The sequence below is a fragment of the Streptomyces rimosus genome, assembly GCF_008704655.1.
Taxonomy (GTDB): domain Bacteria; phylum Actinomycetota; class Actinomycetes; order Streptomycetales; family Streptomycetaceae; genus Streptomyces; species Streptomyces rimosus.
In genome coordinates this window covers 779,866-800,824 of sequence record NZ_CP023688.1, presented here as the reverse complement: position 1 = coordinate 800,824, position 20,959 = coordinate 779,866, and the positions used below count along the sequence as shown (strand labels likewise).

Below are 20,959 nucleotides of genomic sequence, written 5' to 3'. Positions count from 1 at the left end.
TTCTTGTCCGCACGCCCCCAGGTGCTCGTTGTCGACCCCGGTGACCAGAGCAATCGCGGCTACTGTCTGGAGCAGGTTGCCGCCTCCTACGACGTGGTCCTGCTCACCGGTGCCCAACCGTCGTGGGAGAAGCCGTACATCGTCGACCACGCCGTCGCCGACCTTCACGACAGCAGCGCCCTGCTCGCCGCCGGACGGGCCTTGGCGGCACGGCATGATCTCGCTGGTGTCGTCACCTGGTCGGAGTGGCATCTGGTTGCCACCGCTCGCCTCGCCCGGGCGCTCGGCCTGCCCGCGCACTCCGCCGAGGTGATGCGGGCCTGCCGCAACAAGGCCACCGCCCGCCACCTGTTCGCCCGCCACGGGGTACCGTCGGCCGCCGCGATGACGGCCCGGTTCCTGCCGGAGGCCGAACTGGCGGCAAGGACCGTCGGCTACCCCGCCGTGCTGAAACCCACGGCCTTCGCCGGGAGCATCGGGGTCATCCGTGTCGACCGGCCCGAAGAGCTGCCCACTGCCTTCGCGTTCGCCTCGGCCGGCGCGAGCCGGAGCCGGGAGGACACCGCCGTCCTGGTCGAGCAGTACCTCGACGGGCCGGAGATCTCGGTCGAGTGCGTCACCCACCACGGTGTGACCACCGCCGTCGCCGTCACCCGCAAAAGCCTGGGCCCGGCTCCCCGCTTCTCTGAGACGGGGCACACCGTCGACGCCGACGATCCCCTCCTGGCCCTGGTTGCCCCGGCCGCATCCGCCGCCATCAAAGCCCTGGGCATCACCGATGGCGTCCAGCACGTCGAGATCCGCCTGGTCGACGGCCGGCCCCGCTTGATCGAGGTCAACGCACGGCTCGGCGGCGACCTGATCGGCCACCTCGTCTGCCTCGCTACCGGCATCGACCTGCCGAAGGCCGCCGCCGACCTCGCCTGCGGCCACCGTCCGGACCTGACCCCGACCCGGCGAGGCGCCGCCGGTATCCGCATGCTCTACCCGGCCGCCTCCGGCACCCTCACCGAACAGCAGGTCAACCAGCTGTTCACCGCCCGCACCCCCTGGCTGGAGCAGCTGCAGTGGACCCGCCAGATCGGCGACCGGCTCCTCCTGCCGCCCGACGGCGACCTGTTCACCGCCAGAGCCGGGTTCTACATCGTCACCGGCCGCGACACCGCCGAAGTCAGCGCACGCCTCGACACGGCCGCCGGCGAGATCACCCTGACCACCCAGGCGGCCCGATGAGCCCCCAGCCCGACCCGCGCCACGACATCGACGGAGACGTCTACGTCTCCCCACGCCACCTCGCCAGCACCACGGGGACCGGCGACCCCGCCCTCGCCCCGCTCCTCGGCCTCGGCTGGGACCTTCAGCACGACGACCTCGGCAACGTCTACGTCCACGCCCCCGACCGACGGATACGCCTGGGCTACCTCCCCGAAGGCGAGGACGACGGGCTCTGGCGCATCAACGCCTACACGGATCCGTTCGGGCAGCCGACCTGGGGCGCCTGCTTCAACGACCGCTGCCCCACTGAGTTCGTCCACGCCTTCACCACCGCTCTGGCAGCGGCGTACGAACAGGGGCCGGACACCTGCCTCGCCAGGCCGGTTCCCGGGGCCGACGACCACGACCCCTTTCTCGCCGTCGTCCCTCTCCTCGCACAGGGCTGGCAGGTTGACCGCCCCCGCTGGGGAGTCTTCGCGGTCCAGGCGCCGGACGGCCATGCCGCACTGGAGTTCACCACCGGCGACCTCGATCCGGAAGCCGAACTGAGCACGCGCGACGCCCGCTGGCAGCTGTGGGCCGGGGAATCCGTCGACCGGCCCACCTGGTACGCGACCGCCAGCACCGATACCCCCGTCGCCCTGCTCACCGCCGTCACCCAGTGCGTTGCCGACCCGGCCCCGCTGCCCCGGTGGCGACAGGACACCTCCAGCTACATCCAGGGCATGGCCCAGCTCACCCCCATCCTCCCGTCGCAACCACCGGCCCCCACCCCGCTCGATGTCCAGCGGGCCGCCGCATCCCGCCGCCCGGCCGCGCTTCCCGCACCCAGCGTCCCGCGCTGGAGCACCACCAGCCGACCGGCTCTGCCCGGACCACGCCGATAACGCCAACGTGACCTCGACTGGAAAGCCCCATTGGCCTCTCTGCACGCCCCCGAGTTCTTCGCCGAACTATCCCTTCCCTTCACCGACAGCACTGTCGTGGGCAACACCTACTACGCCACTCCCACCCCCGGAACACCGCTGCGACTGCGGATCGAATTCACCCGCACCATCTACGCGGATACCTACGGCGGCCTGCGCCTGACGGTTCTCCACGCAGACCGGGGTGAGATCGACGCGGTGGCCCTCAGCTTCGCGGATCACGGCACCTTTCGCCGTCGCGACGAAGCCCACGGCACGCCCGCGAATACCAAGGGGTACGGCACATTCGACACATACCACCGCCCCGGCCAGCCACCGTGGGAGGGCGCCGTCACCAACGGCCTGCGCGATGCCATTGAGCAGTACACCGCCGTCTGGTTCCCCGGTGCGTGGACGACAGCCGCACCGCGCCGTACGGCTCACCAGACGCCCGCCCCGCTGACCACCCACAGAGGAGGCCGCTCCCGCTGAGCCCCGACCGCGCCGTCACACCCGGCAGCGGCCGGTGACCCAACCACCGCCCAGTACGAGGCTCGGCCGCACTCGCTGAACCCTCCATGCACCTCCGCCCGCCCACCATCGCCGGATCGCCCGTCCCAGGAGCCCGTTCTTGCACATCCATTCACCCCGCCGTACCACAGCGGCAGCCATCACCGTTGCCGCTGCTGTCGCAGGCCCCCTGGCCTGGGCTCCGGCCGCTGCGGCCCACGCTCCCGAGCCGACCTCGTCCGCCTCCGCACCCGCCGTACGGCACCTGCCCGAGACCGGCGGCGTGAAGATCTTCAAGAAGGACCCCGACGGGGGCCGGATGGCGGGGGCCGCGTTCACCCTGCTCGACGATGCCGGCAAGGAAGCCGCCAGCGGCCGTACGGACGCCGAGGGGCGACTGGCCTTCGAAGACCTTTCCACTGGCGTCTACCGGCTCAAGGAGACCGACAGCGGCAGCCCGCTGCACACCGTCGCCGCTGACCAGGACGTCATCGTCACCCCCGGCACCGCCGTGCCGCTGACGGTCATCGACCCGTTCAAGCCGGCGAACCTGACCGTGAAGAAGACCGACAAGAGCAGCGGCAAACCTCTTCCCGGAGCCATCGTCAACGTCACTCTGGTCGACAGCAGCGGTAAGACTGTCACGGTGACCACGGGCAAGGACGGCACCGCCACGGTCCAACTGCCCGTTACCACCCGAACCGGCACCCCCTACAAGATCACCGAATCCAAGGCCCCCTCGGGGTACGAGCTGGACAGCGCCCCAGCCAAGATCACCGCCAAGCCCGGGGCGTCGGAAACGGTCACCCTCGCCGACACCCCGAAGCGCCACCCGACCCCCACCCCCTCGCCGACCGAGACCGCCCCGACGCCGACGGCACCGGCCAAGCCCGCGCCGGAGCGGACGCCCGGGAAACAGAACCAGGCCACGCCGCGTCCCGAGGCGAGCGCTTCCGGCGCGGCGGCGCCGACGCCCTCCTCCGCAACCCCCACCCCGCAACAGGCAACTGGATCACTCGCCCACACCGGAGCCGATGCCACCCCCTGGCTCCTGGGGACCGCCGGGGTTCTGCTCGCCGGTGGCGCAGCCGTCGTCATCGCAGCCCGACGACGACGTTCGCAGGACGCCGCACCCACCGACGGCAGGTAAGCACCGAGACCCTCAGCCCCCGGCCGGAAGCCGTAAACAGCAGCGCACCGAGGCCCCAGAGAACGGAAGTTCTCTGGGGCCTCGGTGCGCTTTGAGCTGCCATCCTCGCTCCACACGCGCTGGCCTGAACGGGTGGCGGTGTCCACGCACGCGTAGCTTCGGCAGGCGTGGAGGCGGCGAGAGCAGTGCTCCGCTTCCGGTCAGCCCTGCGTGGGCCTTCGTACGCGGAGACCCCTTAGGGCTCGGCGTCCGTGGGCCGCAAAATCTCAGGACGCCGCGTGTGAGTCGGAAGCTGGTATCAGTTCGGACGGCAGAACCGGCGGCGGCCCACCCGCTTGATCGCTCCAGCTGCTTCCAGCCGTGCCAGGTGGTAGGCGACCGACGTTCTGTATCGAGTGACCGTTGTTGCTGCGGGTCGTTGCTCCATTCGTGGGACAGGGCCCGAGCGGTACGCAATGCTGGCAAGTGCATCGGTACGACACTGATCACGATGCCGATGGCTTGGAAGAGCTGTTACGAGATGTGACTCCGCGGCTGGTTTCGCGGCCCCGCGTAATAGCGGGGTTCGAAGGACAGCGGTTCTTCATCGGGCCGGGCGGTCTGCCGGACCTGCGGGTGAACGCGTGTCTCGGTTCCGCGAGGTGGCGGAATCTGGGGTGGCGCTCGTACCGGGACTACACGTACTCGCTCGGGGTGTGGCTGAACTCCTTGGTGACTGCCGGCGTCGAGTGGTGGGAGGCGCAGGAGGACGACGCCGACTGGCCCAAGCTCGTCTTTGCTCGCACGGCCCTGGTGCCTGCCGCGGGACGGCACGCCGTACCGCACCGGTCGAGCCGGCGATCAGCCGCGGTGCACCGGGTTGTCCGGGAGAAGTCCCGCTGCTTTCGTGTGGCGTGCGGATGAGGTGGGTGCGGGGTCAGGGCGGAGGGCGACGAGGGCTTGGCCGGTGTTCTTGCCGGTGCTCAGGCTCTGGAGGGCCTGATAGGCGTTGTCGATGCTGGGGGTGATGGTGGTGGGGCAGGTCAGGGCCCCGGTGGTGAGCCAGGTGGTCATGTCGGTGGCGAACTGCGGGAATTGCTGGGCGTAGTCGAAGACTTTCACGCCGGTGAGGTGGAGGGCTTTGCCGATGACGAGAGGGAAGTTGTCGGGCCAGCGGATGTCTCCTTGGGTGTATTGGGAGTGCAGGCCGCACAGCAGGATGCGTCCGTGGGGGTTGAGGGTGTCGAGGGCGGCGGCGAGGTGGTCGCCGCCGACGTTGTCGAAGTAGACGTCGATGCCGTCGGAGGCGGCGGCACGGAGCTGGTCGGTGAGGTCGCCCTGCCGGTAGTTGAGGACGGCATCGAAGCCGAGGGTGTCGGTGAGAGTGCGGGCCTTGTGAGGGCTGCCGGTGCTGCCGATGATGCGGGTGGCGCCGTAGAGGCGGGCGATCTGCCCGGCGATGGTGCCGACCGCGCCGGCCGCGGCGGAGACGAACACGGTGTCACCGTTGGTGATGTGCCCGCCGTCCTTGAGGGCGCCGTAGGCGGCCAGGCCATTGAGGCCCAGCGGACCGAGGTGCACCGTCGGGTCCAGCCCGGTGTCGGGAAGTTTTTCCACGGCGGCGGCGTCGGCAACGGCGTAGGTGCGCCAGGCCAAATCGTGGCGGACCAGGTCGCCGGGGGCGATGTCCTGGGTGCGGGAGGCAAGGACGGTGCCGATGGCAGGCCCGGTCATGGCCTCCCCGACGACGTAGGGCAGGTAGGAGGACGTCGGGTTGAGGGGGCCGCGGACGCCGCAGTACTGGGCGGCGGGGGTGGGCAGCATGCGGCCGAGCATGGAGGTGTGCACCGACATGTAGGCGTTGCGGATCAGCACCTGCCCCTCGGCGAGGTGCGGCAGCGGGCGCTGTTCGAGCCGGACGTGTGCGTCGCCCAGCAGATCGTCCGGACGGTGGTCGAGGATCCAGACGCTGGTGTGATCCGGCAGGCCAGCTTGCGCAGTGGGCTGGCCGTGCACGGGGGCTGCGTGGGGTGGTGGAGGCTGTTCTGACCGGGTGGTGTGGGCGCGTGCCGGGGCTGCTTCTGCGGCGGGGCGGGGTGTGGGGTGAGGCTGCGGGGCGGGTGTCGGTTCTGTGCTGGGGTGGTGGGGCAGGTGGTCGTTGAGGTGGTCGGCTAGTGCGGTGATGGTCGCTCGGGTGTGCAGGACGCTGCGGGGCAGCGGGATGCCCAGGGTCTGCTGGAGGCGGTTGCGCAGCCGGACGGTGATGAGGGAGTCCATGCCCAGGGCGGGCAGGGGGGTGTGCGCGTCGATGCGGTCGGGCGGGCAGTCCAGGAGTATGGCGGCCTGGTCGGTCAGGAGGTCTTGCAGCAGCTGGCGGCGTCGGCCGGGTGGGGCGTGCAGCAGTTTCTGGAGTGACGCGTCACCGCCGGTGGGGTCGTCGGTCTGGTGGGTGGATGAGGTGGTGGGCAGGAGGGGGCGAGGTAGGGGGAGGCGGTGACGGTGGGGTAGGGCGTGAGCCAGCGGGTGAGGTCGAGGGTGACGAAGCCGGTGTGGGTGCGGGCGTGGGTGAGCAGGAGTTCGAGTCCGGCCAGGGCGTCGTTGAGGGGGATGGTGGCAAAGCCGCGGTCGCCGAGGGTGCGGGCGCCGATGCCGGTCTCGGCCCAGGCGCCCCAGTTGATGCCCGTGGCGGGGAGGTTGGCGGCGGCGCGGTGGGTGATGAGGGCGTCGAGCCAGGCGGAGGCGGCGGCGTACGCACTCTGGCCGGGGGAGCCAAGGAGCGGGACGAAGGAGGAGAAGCCCACCCACCAGTCCAGGGCGAAAGAGGTGCTGGCCTGGTGCAGCAGCCACCCTCCTTGGGCCTTGGGGCGCCAGACCCGCTCCAGCAGATCTTCGGTGAGGCCGGTGGCGGTGGCGTCCTCGACCACGGCCGCGGCGTGGATGATGCCGCGCAGGGGGTGGCCGTGGCGTTCGGCGGTGTGCAGCAGGTGTTCGGCGGTGCCGGGCTCGGCCAGGTCGGCGCAGACCACTTCGATCCGTGTACCGGTGCGCCGCAGTCCGTCCAGAAGAGCGTTGGTGTGCTGGTCGGGTTGGGAGCGGCTGTTGAGGACGAGGGTGCCTGCGCCCTTGTCCGCCAGCCAGCGGGCCAGCACCTTGCCCAGGCCGCCGAGCCCGCCGCTGATCACGTAGGCGCCGTCGGGCCGGACGAGGGGAACGCGGTCGGGCGGCAGGTGGGCGGTGACGGTGCCGGTGGGCCACCGGTAGGCCGTAGACCTGCCGGAAGGGGCTTCGCGGGCCAGGTGCTCAAGGGGGAGCTGGGTGACGGGCAATAGCGGCAGTGCCCCCTGGACCAGGGCCTCGGCGATGTTCCCGAGCAGGGCTGCGACCGCACCGGGCGTCGCGCTCAGCAGCGCCGTGAGGTCCACCGCGCGCGCTGGCGTGCTCCCCGAGCCGTTGCGGGCCGCATGGGAGGTGGTGGCCAGGAGCTGGCCTGCCGGTGCCAGAAGGCGGTGGGCGTGAGGTTCGGGACGGGGGGTGGTGTCGATGATGATGTCCCACAGGCCGCTGCAGTTGGTGATCGCGGTCGTGGTGTGGACCTGGGCCTGGGCGGCGGTGGCCGTGTGCTGGGCGGCCTGGGCCAGGGGGCCGGGGCCGAGGATCAGGACGCGGTCGCCGGGCCGGATACGGGCCAGGTGGTGCAGGCCGTAGTGGGCGGTGAGGTAGGGCAGCAGCGAGCCGGCCAGCCTGGCGGCGTCCAGGTGGGCGGGCACCGGTATGCACCAGCGCTCGTCGACGGTCAGACGGCTGACCGGTTCCGCGTCGGCGAGGACGGCGGCCACCTGCTGCCCGGTGGCCAAGGTGGTCTGGGGACCGGTGGCCGTCACGGTGCCGGCGCAGGCGGACAGCGGTGGCGTGCCGGGGCCGGCACCGGGAGGGCAGGTGGTGTGTACGGCGATACTCACCTGGTGCTCTGCCGGCTCGGGAGGCGGCTCGGTGACAGTGAAGGCCACGGTGGCGCCGTGGGGTTCGGCGCGTACCGGCAGCTGGCCGGTCCGGCAGACGGTGGTGCGGCGCTCGGCCGGGCTCAGCGGCGCGGGGGCCAGGCGGGCGACGTAGCGCCGGCCGCCCCGCCAGGCCACCTCGTCCTCGGTGTCGTCGGCGAGCAGCTGGGCGGCGACAGTGCGGGCGGGGGTGAGGGTGTCGGTGTCGTAGAGGGCGGGGCGCAGTTCGGGGTGCTCGTACAGGAGGGTGCGCAGCGCCCCGCGCAGCCCGGCGTGGCCCAGTGCGATGGTGTCTTGTTCGCCGATGGCCTGGCCGTGGTGGCTGAGGATGTGCAGGCGGGCGGGCGGGTGGCCGTCGGCCAGGGCCTGCACGGCGGTGATGAGGCGGGCGGTGCGGCGGCGGGCCCGCTCCACGGCGCCGAGGCCGGCGCCGGTGTCCGGTTCCAGGACAACAACGGCGTCGGTGAACGGCGCCGGGCCCTGCTGCAGGGCTACGGCGAGGGCCTGGCGGGCCTGGTTGCCTTCTCCGTCCAGGGGCAGGGTGAGCCGGGCGCAGGCGGACGGGGGATGGCCGAGGGTGGCTTCGAGGTCACGGTGCCAGGGGTGGAGATCCTCGGTTTCGGTGATCAACAGCCAGGTGGCGTGCTGTCGGCTGCGGGAGGCGGCCATCGGCTGGGGCTGCCAGCGGTGCTGGATGAGGTAGTGCTGCAGGCGGCCGGCGATCGGATGCCTCGGGGTGTGGGCGAAACGGATGTGCTCGGCGCGGCCGACCACCATCCCTGCGGCATCCAGCAGCCGCAGCGAGCCGGTCACGGTGTGCTCGTCGAGGGCGTCGGCGCGGACGTGGCAGTACACGCCGGTGGCCGTGTCTCCGTGTACCTGCAGCTCGCCGATGCCCTGGGGGTAGGCGGTGCCCTCCGGCAGGGCGATGCGGCTGGTCCACAGGGCCAAGAGCGTCTGCAGACATCCGTCCAGCAGCACCGGGTGCCAGGCGAAGCCGTCGGTGTGCGGGCGGGCCGCGTCGGGGAGGGCCAGGCGGGCCAGGGCCTCGGGCCGCCTGGCATCCGGTGCCAGGTGCAGGCTCTGGACGGCGCGGAAGGCCGGCCCGTAGGCCACGGAGCAGGTAGCCGCCCAACTGCCCCACAGGCGTGTGGTATCCGCCTCGACGGGACAGGAGCGCCGCAGTTGTTCCACCGGCACGGGGGCGGGGCTCGTGCCCTCGGCGGCGGGGGCGAGGGCGGCCCCGGCGTGCGGCTCGAAGCCGTCACCGGCCCGCGCCATCACCCTCCATACGGCCGTACCGCCGTCCTCCTGCGCGCAGGAGGCCAGGTGCACCCGCTCACCGCCGAGCGACAGGAGCGCATCGAAGGTCACATCCCGCACACACACCTGCTGTACCGGCTTGGCGAAGGTGTGGGTGGCGGCGGTCAGGGCCATCTCGCACCAGACGGCCCCGGCCATCGCCGGCTCTCCGGCGGCTTGGTGGTCCTTGAGCCAGCCCTCGCGCTGCGGGTCGACGGTGGCCTGCCACAGGTGCCGCCGGGGCTGGACCGGGTCGAGGACGTGCACGCCCAGCAGCGGATGCTCCCCGAGCACGCTATGGGTGGTGGCGGGCCGGCCCTGGCTCAGCTCCGACGGTGCGATCCAGTGGTGCCGCTCCTCCCAGCAGGTCCCCGGAACGTCCACCAGCCGGCCCCTGACGTGTGTGCTCCAGGGCACGGGGAAACCGGCGCAGTGCACGGCGGCCAGGTGGGCGGCGACGTCCCGCTCCTCGTCCCCGTCCCGCCGCAGCGTGGGCACGACCACCGCCTCCCCGTCGCCGTGGGCGGCCAGCGTTTCGGTCAACGCGCCGGCCAGCAGCGGGTGGACGTTGACTTCGACGAACAGCCGGTGCCCTGCCGCCTGCGCGGCCTGGACGGCTGAGGCGAACCGCACCCGGCGGCGCTGGTTGTCCGCCCAGTACTCGGCATCCAGCCGCACCGGCGCACACGGATCTTCGGTGACGGTGCTGTAGAAGGCCAGGGACGGACGCCGCGGCTGCACATCGGCGAGTTGTTCGCGCAGCGGGGCCAGGACGGGATCCATGTGCGCGGAGTGGGAGGCCACCTCCACCGCCACCCGGGCGGCCTCCACCACCCCCTCTTGTTCCCACCGGTGCAGCAGCCGTTCGACCTGGCCCGCGTCCCCGGAGATCGCCGTGCTGGCCGGGGAGGCGACGACCGCCACCTCCACCTGGTCGCAGCCGCTTTGTGTCAGCGCCTGGGTCACCTCGTCAGCGGGCAGCCGGACCACCGCCATCGCCCCGCCACGCACCCGGGTGAGCAGCCGGGAGCGGCGGCAGATCACCTTCACCCCGTCCGGCAGGCTCAGCGCCCCGCAGGCCACCGCGGCGGCGACCTCGCCCATCGAGTGCCCGATGACGGCCGTCGGCACCACCCCCCGGGCCCGCCACAGGGCCGTCAGCGCCACCTGCAGGGCGAACAGCGTCGGCTGGACCCGCTCCACCCCGCTCACCACCGTGCCGGCGGCCAGCACCTCGCGCAGCGAGAAGCCGCTCTCCGCCTGCACCAGCGGCTCCAGCTCCTCCAAGGCGGCGGTGAACGCCGCATCCCGGCCCAACAAACCCTGGCCCATGCGGGCCCATTGCGAGCCGTGGCCGGAGTAGACGAACACCGCCCCACACTCCTGCGCCCCGGCCCGCCCAGTGGCGCAGTTGACTGCCGCTCGACCGGCGGCCAGTTGCCTGAGCCCGGTGGTCAGTTCGCTGCGGCCATCGGCCACCACAGCCGCCCGGTGCGCCCCGTGCGAGCGCCGCACCGCCAGCGTGTAGGCCACATCCCGCAGCGGCTGGCCGGCACCGTCCCCTTCCAGCCAGTCCGCCAGCCGCGCCGCGGTCTGGTGCAACGCACCCGGCGAAGCGGCACTCAGCACAAACGTCTGGTTCCGGGCCCCGGCCGTACGGTCCGTACCGGAAACCGGCGCGGCCTTTGCGGCGGGGGCTTCCTCGACGAGGACGTGCGCGTTCGTGCCGCCGACCCCGTAGGAGGAGACCGCCGCCAGCCGGGGCCGGCCCGGCACCGGCCAGTCGGCCGCCTGTGTCGGCACGAACAGCCGGCACCCGCCGGCATCGATCTCGGGATGCCACCGGGTGAAGTGCAAGCTGGCCGGCACCCGGCCCCGCTGCAGAGACACGACGGTCTTCAACAGCCCCACCACACCGGAGGCGGGCTCGGTGTGACCGATGTTCGTCTTCACCGACCCGATCGCGCACCGTCCGGGCCCCGTCCCGTAGACGTCCTTCAGCGCGGCGAACTCCCGCGGGTCGCCCACCGGGGTGCCGGTGCCGTGCGCCTCCACCATCCCCACCCGGCCGGCCTCCACCCCGGCGCGGCGCAGTGCCTCGGTGAACATCGCGGCCTGCGCCTGGGAGGAAGGCACCGTCAGCTGGTCGGAGCGGCCGTCCTGGTTGACGGCCGAGCCCCGCAGCACCGCCAGGACCCGGTCCCCGTCGTGCTGCGCGGCGGCCAGCAGCTTGAGGACGACCACTCCGCAGCCCTCGGCCCGCAGATAACCGTCGGCCCCCGCATCGAAGGCCCGGCACCGGCCGGTGGGCGAATACATCCGCCACCGGGCCGAAGCCGCACTGATCTCCGGTCCCAGGGCCGCCGAGACACCGCCCGCCACCGCCAGCGGACACTCTCCGGCCCGCAGCGCCTGGCACGCCAGGTGCACGGCCACCAGGGACGAGGAGCAGGCGGTATCGACCGCCAGGCTCGGGCCGTGCAGATCCAGCAGATAGGACAGCCGCCCGGCCCCCACCCCGTGCACCGCGCCGGAGAACCAGTACGCGTCCGCCTCCTGTGGACGCCGGTGCCCCCGCAGCAGGTTGTCCATCGAATACATCCCCGCGAACACACCCGCCCGCGAACCCCGCAGCCTCTCCAGCGGAATCCCGGCGTGCTCCAGCGCCTCCCAGGCCACCATCAGCAGCAGACGGTGCTGCGGATCCAGCCAGTCCGCCTCCTGCCCCGACATCCCGAACGCCTGCGGATCGAAGGCGCCGATATCCCCCGCAAGCCACCCGCCAACCCGCATCACCGCCGCGACCTGCTCCGGCAGCACGCGCCCCAGCGCCTGCGCGTCCCACCGGTCCTTGGGCACCGGACCGACGGTCTCCCGACCCTCCTCCAGCAACCGCCACAACGCGCCCAGCGAGTCCACACCACCCGGCAGACGACACGAAGCCCCGATCACGGCAACCGGCTCGGCCGGTCCGGACGGGCTGTCACAGCATTCGAGCATCATTCCCCCGGGTGGCGCGAACTCACTCTCACACAGACCAGCGGAACACCCCGAGCCCCGCTGGCCGCGACAGGCACTTAACCTTCTGCCCATCCCGACAGGACAAGCCGAACGGCCTCACACCGGCAACCGCTCGCAAGCCCCTGCGCGCACGCTCACAGCAAAGCAGCGCACGGTGCCGTCTGATGCGAAACCGGCGGACGAAATCCCGCCGAACGCATCATTGGTTACTCGGGAAAACGCCGCCACACGTGTTCCACCGTTTCGTTGTCGGTCATCTCCGCCACGGCCAGCAGAGACGTCCCGTTCAGATCACGGAACTTCCCGGTCGTGCTGCGCGCGTGCAGAACGCCCTCGAAACGCACCGATCCCCCGCGCACGACCCCAGAGGCACTGCCCGTCAGGACCAGCTGGTCACCGCCCTGCGTTGCCTGCACTACGATCTTGACGGTTGCCGTCTCGGTCCCGTCGGCCAACCGCACCGACTCGTGAGTCGCGATATCGGTCACCCGGTGGCCGTCCACCTCGCCCCCGCCTGCGGCCGAATACTCCAACCGCACGGTATCGTTTTGCACATCTGTAACACGAGTCGCGTTGACCTTGTTGGTGATACGGCCTACCACGTCACTGGGCACGCCTCGCCCCTTCCTCTAGGGCCGGTTTTTATAAGCATGGTAAGGACGGGCAGCGAAAACCAGCAGAGAACATTCCGGCCACCTTTCGGTGCCGCTGAAAAATTCCAGCAGTTACCGCATAACCCACGTAAAGGCCGATTCGTTGCGGAATCGAGACGGCTGGAGGCAAAAGGAAAGGTTGAATCGGAGCGGAATTCACCGCCGAACCACTGCGTGCCGGTAACGACAGACCGAGCACCAGCACACCGCAACGGACTGCGCATCCGGCCGCACCCGGTCACCACAGCCTGGACCGCACCGCTCCCGAGCCTGCCCGGAACCTCGAGCGGGAGGCGTCCGGCCGTTGCGGGCAGCGGACCGCCCCTCGCGGCGCCCCCACCCTAGCCAGAACCGGACGAACCCTCTGGGCTGTGGCGACGCCGGCCCCGTCGTGCCCGGCCGCCGCTACCCCGACTGGCCCCTCGAAGACCCCGCCGGTCAAGGCGTCGACGCCGTACGCCCCATCCGCGACGGGATCAGGGCTCGCGTCGAAGCCCTCATCGCCGAGATCGACGCCAGGGCAGCCAGATAATCGCAGGCAACCCCGAGATCCCGGGACATCATCGCTCTGCCCTCATTGGATGCGCCATTGCCAGCGTCCGGTTGCCCCGCGGTGCCAAATCCCGAGGGCAGCCTCCTAACGCCCAAGGAAGAACCAAGGCGCCCCATCCGCGCAACTGTCAACGGGCCCAGTCCCGGGGCAACGCCTCTGTTGCATGAGGACGTTGCGGATCCATCCCGCTGAGCAGCGCGGACGCGGCCTCCGAGGAGCAGCATGCTCGTCAGCCCACTGGCGGGATAACCGAGGAGGAGCTGGACAGGCCGACCTGCCGTCCGATCTCGCGGATCGACGGTGCCTCTCCGTACTCGGCAATCCACTCGCTGATGCACCGCAGGATGCCCAGTTGCCGCTCGGTGAGGTGATCCCTCATACCGCCTGCCTTGCCTGTCGGCTCCGGGCCTGTCGCCGCAGCTGCACACGGGCTGCCGAAGAACTTCCCGGGAAGGCGGACCAGAACGGATGCCAGAGCACCACAGTCGACAGGCGAAGGAGGTCGCGACGCAGCGCCGTGGTGTGCCGCGGATGCGAGGCGGCGAGCGCCTCGTAGGTGCGATGCAAGGCTTGCTGCGCTTCCAGGAGATCGTCGGGGTAGGAGTTGAGCACCATGGCCGAGATTCAATCACGTGTTCGATTTTGAGTGCACGCCACCGTCGAGTGATGCCTCCACCTTCCTGTGATCCGCCTACCCGACCACACTTCCAGCGGAACCGTCCGGACGGCCAAACGCCTCGATTGAAATGGCAAAGGACAGTTCGCCGGGAGCAGACGGGAAAGATCGCCAAAGGACTGGTGGAAGTCGCAGGGGCATGTCAACGTAGACGACCTTCCCTGAAAACCCCAGGTCAGAGAGGTGATGCCGTGGCAGTGGATGCCCTGCAACCTGGGTTTGCCACGACCCGCGAAGCCCTTCGGCTCCGCTCCTGGAGGCTCGGTCCCGGTCAGCCGATGCGGGTGATCGACCAGTTCGCAGAGGCCGAGTTCACGCACGTCGTGGATGACCGTGCCGATGTCCACATCAACAGCCGTGATGGTCGGTTCTACCTCGGTTGGTTCCCCAACGGACGGCCCGGCGGAGCCGATGAGGACTGGGTGAAGGACGAAGGGTGGGTGATCGCCGTCACCGGCACGGCGAGTGCTCCTGGCTACAAGATGTCCTTCGGGACCGAGACGCCGGCCGATATCGTCGCCGCCGCCGTGGCACGCGTGCTGGAGACTTCCCGGCGCCAGTAGCGCTCCGGCTTGAGCCGGAAGTCCTTCGCCGAAGGGCACTTTTTGCATCCGGTGGCAGCGCAGGCCGCCCCTCATCGCGCTCCCTCATACAAGGAGGATGATTGTCTGTGCCTCATACGGAGTTGACTGTCGGCGATCTCATTGACCTGTTGTCCGCCTGCGATCGAGGCGCTCCGGTGCGACAGGCGATGAACCCGTTCTTCCCGATGGCGCACCGCGTGGAGCGGGTTGTCCAGGCCACCGACGAGACCGGCCTGCCTGTTGTCTACCTCGCCGAGGGCCGGGACGCGGACACGCAGCTCGGACACCTGCCGCCGGAGGTCGCTGTCGAACTGGCCTGGCAATCTCCGGTCCAGGCTCCCCCGCGTCGGCCGCGCCGCAGCGCCGGCGGCAAGTAGAACCACACCGAGTCTTTGGAGGCGCCCCTGCATCCCGAGTTCCCACCCGACCCGCCCCTCCCGCACGGAGCCCCGCCCGCGTACTGGGTCGGCCCCCGGCATCTGGCCGGTGATGACGGACGGCTTTACGACGCCGTCGCCGATACGCTCGCCGGCCTGGGCTGGACGAGCCTGACGATCGTCCGCGGACGGCAGGTGCCGGATGAGGCACCGCAGGACCGCCAGGTCCTGCGCAGCACTGTCCTGCACATCAGCCCCGACACCCTTCGCTGGGCCCAGTGGGTCCTGGCGGACGAGCCGTTCCACCTGGGGGAGCTGCCGATCGCCTGGCAGGTCTCCGCTCGCGCGGACACGAGCAGTCCGCTCGCGCAGTGGTCCGCCTACTTCACCCCCGACGTCCCGGGGGAGGCCCTGGCCGACTTCCTGGTCGCGCTCGACGCCCGCGACCAGCCTGCTGCCCCGATGGGCGGCCCCGAGCTGGTCCTCGACGCGGTGACCGCGCACGGCTGGTTCCGTGACATCGACCAGCCGCATGCGGGAGCGATGGATTCGACTTTCGCCTCGCACATCAGCCTCGGCGAGGTGCCACCCCTCATCCAGGACGCCGACCCGCGCGTCCTGGCGGCGGAGACCGATGAGGCGGGCCCGACCGGGTGGCAGGCGTGGGCCGAGCCGGTGCCGGGGGCACCGTGCCTGTGGGCCGCGTCCTTCGGTCCCAGCGTGCCACACGATCTTGTGGCGTGCTTCGCCACCACGCTCAGCTCCACCGCGCCGGTCCTGCGCCGTGTGCTGCCCGAAAGCACCCGGGAGCGACTCCTGCGCGCACCGGCCGGCTAACGATGGCCGACTCGTGCGCTCCCTTGAGGCTGGGGATAGCGCTCGGCCGCTTTTTGCCTTCCCGTCACCTATGAAGCCCGGCCCCCCCCGAGAGGGAGCCGGGCTTCATACTGCCCAGCGTGGGGCGCCCAGGCGAAGATGGTTGTGGCCGCGCGAACCGAAATCCTCCTCGCCGGCATTCCTCAGCCCCGTAAGCTGGCCTGTTCTGCCTACACAAGCGGAGCAGTTGCAAACGTGAGCGAGTCCGGAGGGCCGTGGCGACCAACGGAGCATGGAGCCACCATCGGCCACACGTCTGCCTGGATGGCGCACCGGAAGGTAGCGCTCGACCTGCACCGGATGCTAAGCGAGGACGATAAGGACCACGCGCTCATCGATGCCCCGTACACGGTCATGGCCCTTCGCCACGTTCTCCGTGGTGTCGAAATGGCCCGTACACATGTGAAGGCCGAGGCAGCAAAGGCACTGTTGCGCGAAGCGCTCACCACATTCGACCGTGCCGTACCGGGTGGCAAGAAGGCACGAGATGTCATCGAGCACTTCGACGAATACGCCATGGGTGTCCGGTCTCTGTGAAGGTGGCGAGACTCGGATCGATCATGGCGAATCGACTGAGTCGCGGGTGGGCGTTACGGCTAGGCCGTTTCCTTCGGATCATCTGGCTGACCAGATGAAGATGGCGGCGAGGTGGAGTCCGGCGAGGTAGATGGTCGAGGTCTTGTCGTAGCGGGTGGCCAGGCCACGCCACTGCTTGAGTCGGTTGGTTGGGTAGGCCGCGCGACGAGGTGCCTGCCATGTGCAGGCCCTTTTCCGCACGGCCCCCCTCCGAACCCGCCGTACGAGTTTCCCCGTAACGGGCTCTCCAGTGACCTATTTCGTGACGCTACCGGTTGGCTTTCCTGAGTGGATCCTGTCATGGCAGCCGATGCAGACAACCAGAGTCTTGCGCCGTTTCTTCACCATGACCTGATGCCATTCGGTAGGCGGCTCTACCCTGTCGAGGTCAGCGAGTTTTCGGATGTGGTGCACCCGCACGTCTTCCGACGTCCCGCATAGCTCGCACTTCCCCTTCAAGAGCCGGGTAATCAGCTCTTTTCTGGGGTGGGGGTTGGCCGATTTACGGTCCGTGAGGACCGCTGCCTTCTGTCGCGTCAGTGAGATTCCGCCGAATCGTGCGACCAGTGGCTTCCTGCCTGGGCTGCGGGGGACCTTGGCTTCGAAGCATGTGCGGGGCCCATTCGGTGTCTCGATCTTGGCCTTGTAGCGGGCCGCCATCTTGGACACCGTCGAGCGATGCTTCGCTGCCAGTGTCTTGAGCAACGAGGTTTCCATGGCCCAACGCAGCCGATGCAATCGGCATACGTTGCCGGCCAGGAGGTAGTACTGGACGATGCCCCGGTATTCGGCCCCGTAGATGTTGACGATGGTGTAGTCGTCGTCGTTCAAGAGTTGGGGTCGGTGCGCGGGTTTTCCGCGGCTGAGGTATAGGGCTGCCTTGTCTCGGATCACCTTTGCTGGCACACGTAGAGCAATCGAACCGTTAGCCGTCCTGCGGCCTCTGGTTGCCTGCCTGTCGTTGTGTTGCACGGTGATCTCGTATCCGAGGAACGATGCCGTGCCCTTACGGGCATGGGTGATCAGTGTCTTCTCTGGCGATAATTCCAACTTGAGGTCTTCGCGAAGGAATACCGCGAGCTGCCGTTTGATCTCCTCGGCCTCGGATCTCGGCCCGATGAACCCAAGAAGGGTGTCATCGGCGTATCGCGCATAGCGCAGTCTCCGGAAGCCCGGATCGTTCGGATCCACGCTGGGGATACTGCGTTGCTGCTTGCGAAGAGACCGGACTTCGGCCCGGTCTCCCCGCCTGCGAGCGCGTGCGATCGCGTTGACCACCTCCAGGTAGGCAGGGTTGCGCGCCCTGCTTCGCCCTCGGGTGTTGTGCGGAATCAGAACCTTCTCGACAAAGCTGTCCAGTCGGTGCAGGTAGATATTGGACAGCAGCGGAGAGAGTACTCCGCCTTGAGGTGCCCCGCTGAGCGTGGCTCCCCAGGTCCAGTCCTCCATGTAACCGGCCTCAAGCATGTTGCGCACGAGCCGAAGAAACCGGCCATCGTGAATCCGTTCTGCCAGCGTCTCGATGACGACTTGATGATCGATCGAACCGAAGCAGTCAGAGATATCACCTTCGATGAACCAGGTCGTACCCGTCCAGGTATTGCCCACCTCCGTCAAGGCGGTGTGACAGCCCCGTTTGGGTCGGAACCCGTGGGACCGGTCGGAGAACTGCGGCTCGAAGAATGCCTCCAGAAGGAGACGCATCACCTCGCCGACGAGCTTGTCCGACCAGGTCGGCAGTCCAAGCGGCCGGGTCTTCCCATTCTTCTTGGGAATGTGGACTCGCTTTACTGGGCTGAACCGGTAGCGCTCGTGGCGCATCGCATCAATGATGCGACCTACCTTGCCCAGCGACATGCCGTCCACGGTTTCTTGCGAGACTCCCGGCGTCATCGCCCCTTTATTGGAGTAGATGCGGCCGTAAGCCACCAGGTACAACTGCGGGTTGAACATTTGCCGATACAGCTCACTACACGGCAGACCACGTCTGCCGCGCTCACGAAGGATGCCTAACACCGTGTCGGCACTCTGCATTTCGCATACCTCCCGGTCTCATTCGCATCCAGTCACCTGTGTCCCTTCGCCCTGCGAGCGGCTTTCCCGCTCTCCTCGGCAGGTCGTTACTCCTGCGACTACTACGGGCACTCCGTCGCCCTAGGGTTCGCACCCCGTAGGCGATCCCACGTTCGTCCTTGTTGTACGTCATAGCGTGACGTAGGCGCCCCACTCATCTCCTTCAATGCCCTCAGTGGGCATCGCCCCATGTCGCGGAAGGTATGTCGGCCATGCATCAAAGCCGTCACAGGACATGGCATCGGTTTCAGTAGCCTTTCCGATGGATGCGAACTTTCATCGACTGGAGATTGGGGTTCAGGCAATCCAGCTTTCGCCTTATCACGCGGGCCCCTCAGCGCACCGTCCCTGGCAACTGAGCCCGCTCGCTGATTCTCTGGCATGCTCTGGTCCCCTTCACCTTTCGGATCCAGGTGAGCCATCAGGCCCAGGAATATCCCTCCAATTCCTCCCGGCTGTGCCGGGGATACAACAAGACGCCTCGTGGCGCACATGCACCGCTCGACGACGTTGCGCTGTTTGTAGGCCTCGTGGTCGAAGGCCGGTGGACGACCGCCGCGGCTGCCGAGCCGTTTGCGGTTGGCGGCCTGGTCGGCGGGTTGCGGGATCACCGTCCGGATGCCGCGGCGCCTTAAGGTGACGGCGGATCGCGCGGGACGAGTACGCCTTGTCCGCCAGGACCACGGCCGGTGCCGTGCGTGGTCTGCCTGCCGGCCGGGGCACTCTGATCCGGGCCATGACCTGCTCGAAGGCGGGTGCGTCACCGGCCTGTCCCGCCGTGACGAGGAACGCGAGGGGCCGGCACCGGCCGTCGGCGGCGAGATGGATCTTCGTGGTCAGTCCGCCGCGGGAGCGTCCGAGGGCATGGTCGGCCGGCTCGCCGGCCGGGGCCCCTTTTGACGGGCCCCGGCGGCGTGCTGGTGGGCACGGACGATCGTGGAGTCGACCGCGACGACCCAGTCGAGGTCGCCTTCGGTGTCGGCCTGCGCGAGCAGGGCGGTGAACACCTTTTCCCGGGTGCCGTCGGCCGCCCACCTCCGCAGCCGGTTGTGAGCCCCCTTCCACGAACCGAAGCGTTCGGGCAGGTCCGTCCACGGCGTGCCGGTGCGGTACTTGAACGCGATCGCGTCGATCACCTGCCGGTGATCCCGCCACCGGCCACCCCGCCGGGGTGCCCGGTCCGGCAGCAACGGCTCGATCCGCGCCCACTGGGCGTCAGTCAACGACACACCCGGACCAACGATCAGATGATCCGAAGGAAACGGCCTAGGTGTCGTTGAGATCGTTATGGCTGTGCGTGAGGGTTTGAGCCGCCCTGATGCTGCGGAGGGAGGCACGCAGTCGACGACCGTCGTCGGTGTCGGGGATCTTGATCCGCTCGGGGTCCATGGCGGTGAGCCTGGCGAGGGATTCGCCTGGATCGTCGCCACGTAGGTGCGCGATATGCACGCTGTACGAAGCCTTGTACAGCGCCTGCGAGATACCGCGGGTGAAGGACGCGACGAAAGGGGCCAGTGCCGCCAGCAGCTCCGGGATCGGATCTGCCGCTCCGCTGGCCCGCCGCCGGCGGTACGCCTTCTGACGGCATTTCGCATCGCAGTACGCAGAATCCGCACGCCCAGCCGTAACGGTCTCGCCGCAGGCGCCACAGGGGCGGCCTGAACCGCGACCGCCGTTACGCTTCCGCGTGAGGGACGTGCGGCAGGCCCGAGAGCACGTCACCCCCCGTATCAGCGCCTCCGCCCCACGCACCACGACCAGGCCGCATCCAGCGACGCACGCTTGGGGTGGGAGAGCCGCGCCCCTCCCGGCCAAGCCCCACCACTCAACGGACTCGGTCCGCCGTGCAGAGGCTGCCCGGGTCCGGCCCGTCGCCGGGTCCGGGCGCCCCAGCTCGTAGCACGTCTGGCAGATCAGGAAGCGGTCGAATCTCTGGCGGCGGCCCCGCCGCCAGACGCCGTCGACCAGATAGGCCGTACCGCGCAGGAGGTCAGCGCCGCACATCACGCAGAGCTGAGAGGAACCTTCACGCGTACCCATAACGATCTCAACGACCGGCACGCCTAGCCGTAACGCCCACCCGCGACTCAGCCGATTCGCCGTGATCGATCCGAGTCTCGCCACTTTCACAGAGACCGGACAATGGGGGTCGGCAACCTGCAGCAGCCTCGGGCCCGATCCGCCAGGGACCGAAAGCCGAACGACATCCTGTCCGAGCAATACAACCATCGGCTGGAGTGGGACCGGAACGGCGATGAGCGTCGTCCGGTGTACATAGCCGGGCCGTACACCGTCGATCTCTTGGCAGCCGAGGACGCCGCCTTCCGGCTGGTATGCGACACATACGAGGCCCTGCGTATCGACGAGGGAAATCCCGTCCCGCGTGGCTGGACGTACGAGGTGCAACGAGGCGCGACACGGGGCTGACGACAGATCCATCGGGGGCGCCGTGCAGGTCTATGGCTCCCGCCTCCTCGGAGGTGGCGCGGTGCCCCCACCCGGAGAGCGGCC

General features: G+C 69.4%; 14 protein-coding genes and 3 pseudogenes. 9 read left to right on the top strand and 8 right to left on the bottom strand.

The features are described from left to right. Positions 1-3 precede the first annotated feature (3 nt). The 4 genes from CP984_RS03130 (at position 4) to CP984_RS03115 (ending at position 3,780) form a co-directional block, all read left to right on the top strand. Positions 4-1,233, top strand: coding sequence for an ATP-grasp domain-containing protein (locus CP984_RS03130; RefSeq protein WP_003979426.1), 1,230 nt, complete (start codon positions 4-6; stop codon positions 1,231-1,233). Further along, positions 1,230-2,102, top strand: coding sequence for a DUF317 domain-containing protein (locus CP984_RS03125; RefSeq protein ID WP_003979425.1), 873 nt, complete (start codon positions 1,230-1,232; stop codon positions 2,100-2,102). Before CP984_RS03130 ends, CP984_RS03125 begins: the two co-directional genes overlap by 4 nt. Before the next feature lie 30 nt (positions 2,103-2,132). After that, positions 2,133-2,612 (top strand): hypothetical protein, encoded by a 480-nt coding sequence (locus tag CP984_RS03120; protein WP_003979424.1) that lies wholly within the window; start codon positions 2,133-2,135, stop codon positions 2,610-2,612. A gap of 139 nt (positions 2,613-2,751) precedes the next feature. Then, on the top strand, positions 2,752-3,780 hold the full coding sequence (locus CP984_RS03115; protein WP_030181339.1) for an MSCRAMM family protein: 1,029 nt from the start codon (positions 2,752-2,754) through the stop codon (positions 3,778-3,780). 840 nt (positions 3,781-4,620) lie between these two features. Here the strand turns inward: CP984_RS03115 and CP984_RS03110 are convergent. The 3 genes from CP984_RS03110 to CP984_RS03100 form a co-directional block, all read right to left on the bottom strand. Then, positions 4,621-6,096 carry a zinc-binding dehydrogenase gene (locus CP984_RS03110; RefSeq protein ID WP_398667572.1) on the bottom strand — a complete coding sequence of 492 codons (1,476 nt, stop codon included), beginning with the start codon at positions 6,094-6,096 and terminating at the stop codon, positions 4,621-4,623. A 14-nt stretch (positions 6,097-6,110) separates the two neighbouring features. After that, complete coding sequence (locus CP984_RS41865; RefSeq protein ID WP_226048598.1) at positions 6,111-12,059, bottom strand: type I polyketide synthase; 5,949 nt, start codon at positions 12,057-12,059, stop codon at positions 6,111-6,113. A gap of 227 nt (positions 12,060-12,286) precedes the next feature. Beyond that, positions 12,287-12,694: a hypothetical protein gene (locus tag CP984_RS03100; RefSeq protein WP_032920101.1), complete on the bottom strand. Its 408-nt coding sequence runs from the start codon at positions 12,692-12,694 to the stop codon at positions 12,287-12,289. 403 nt (positions 12,695-13,097) lie between these two features. On the opposite strand from CP984_RS03100, the pseudogene CP984_RS41860 reads away from it, so the two are divergent. Beyond that, positions 13,098-13,265, top strand: a pseudogene (locus tag CP984_RS41860) (phosphotyrosine protein phosphatase); the annotation flags it as partial. A 250-nt stretch (positions 13,266-13,515) separates the two neighbouring features. Here CP984_RS41860 and CP984_RS03090 read toward each other — a convergent pair. Together CP984_RS03090 and CP984_RS03085 are read right to left on the bottom strand one after the other, a co-directional pair. Beyond that, positions 13,516-13,665 carry a LexA family protein gene (locus CP984_RS03090; RefSeq protein WP_003979420.1) on the bottom strand — a complete coding sequence of 50 codons (150 nt, stop codon included), beginning with the start codon at positions 13,663-13,665 and terminating at the stop codon, positions 13,516-13,518. Further along, on the bottom strand, positions 13,662-13,901 hold the full coding sequence (locus CP984_RS03085) for a hypothetical protein (protein ID WP_032920099.1): 240 nt from the start codon (positions 13,899-13,901) through the stop codon (positions 13,662-13,664). Before CP984_RS03085 ends, CP984_RS03090 begins: the two co-directional genes overlap by 4 nt. 252 nt (positions 13,902-14,153) lie before the next feature. Here CP984_RS03085 and CP984_RS03080 point away from each other — a divergent pair, with 252 nt between their 5' ends. The 4 genes from CP984_RS03080 (at position 14,154) to CP984_RS03065 (ending at position 16,336) form a co-directional block, all read left to right on the top strand. Then, positions 14,154-14,525, top strand: a complete 372-nt coding sequence (locus tag CP984_RS03080) for a DUF317 domain-containing protein (protein WP_032920097.1) — start codon at positions 14,154-14,156, stop codon at positions 14,523-14,525. Positions 14,526-14,632: 107 nt separating this feature from the next. Continuing rightward, entirely contained in the window at positions 14,633-14,923 is a 291-nt protein-coding gene (locus CP984_RS03075; RefSeq protein WP_003979418.1) for a hypothetical protein, read from the top strand. Between the two features lie 15 nt (positions 14,924-14,938). Further along, positions 14,939-15,760 (top strand): DUF317 domain-containing protein, encoded by an 822-nt coding sequence (locus tag CP984_RS03070; protein ID WP_003979417.1) that lies wholly within the window; start codon positions 14,939-14,941, stop codon positions 15,758-15,760. 234 nt (positions 15,761-15,994) lie between these two features. Then, complete coding sequence (locus CP984_RS03065; protein ID WP_030181351.1) at positions 15,995-16,336, top strand: hypothetical protein; 342 nt, start codon at positions 15,995-15,997, stop codon at positions 16,334-16,336. Positions 16,337-16,414: 78 nt separating this feature from the next. Here CP984_RS03065 and CP984_RS42920 read toward each other — a convergent pair. The 3 genes and pseudogenes from CP984_RS42920 to CP984_RS03055 all read right to left on the bottom strand — a co-directional run. Further along, positions 16,415-16,522, bottom strand: a pseudogene (locus CP984_RS42920) (IS5/IS1182 family transposase); the annotation flags it as partial. Positions 16,523-16,630: 108 nt separating this feature from the next. Next, entirely contained in the window at positions 16,631-18,409 is a 1,779-nt protein-coding gene (locus tag CP984_RS03060) for a reverse transcriptase/maturase family protein (protein WP_003979414.1), read from the bottom strand. 533 nt (positions 18,410-18,942) lie between these two features. Beyond that, positions 18,943-19,692, bottom strand: a pseudogene (locus tag CP984_RS03055) (IS5 family transposase); the annotation flags it as partial. Between the last annotated feature and the right edge of the window lie 1,267 nt (positions 19,693-20,959).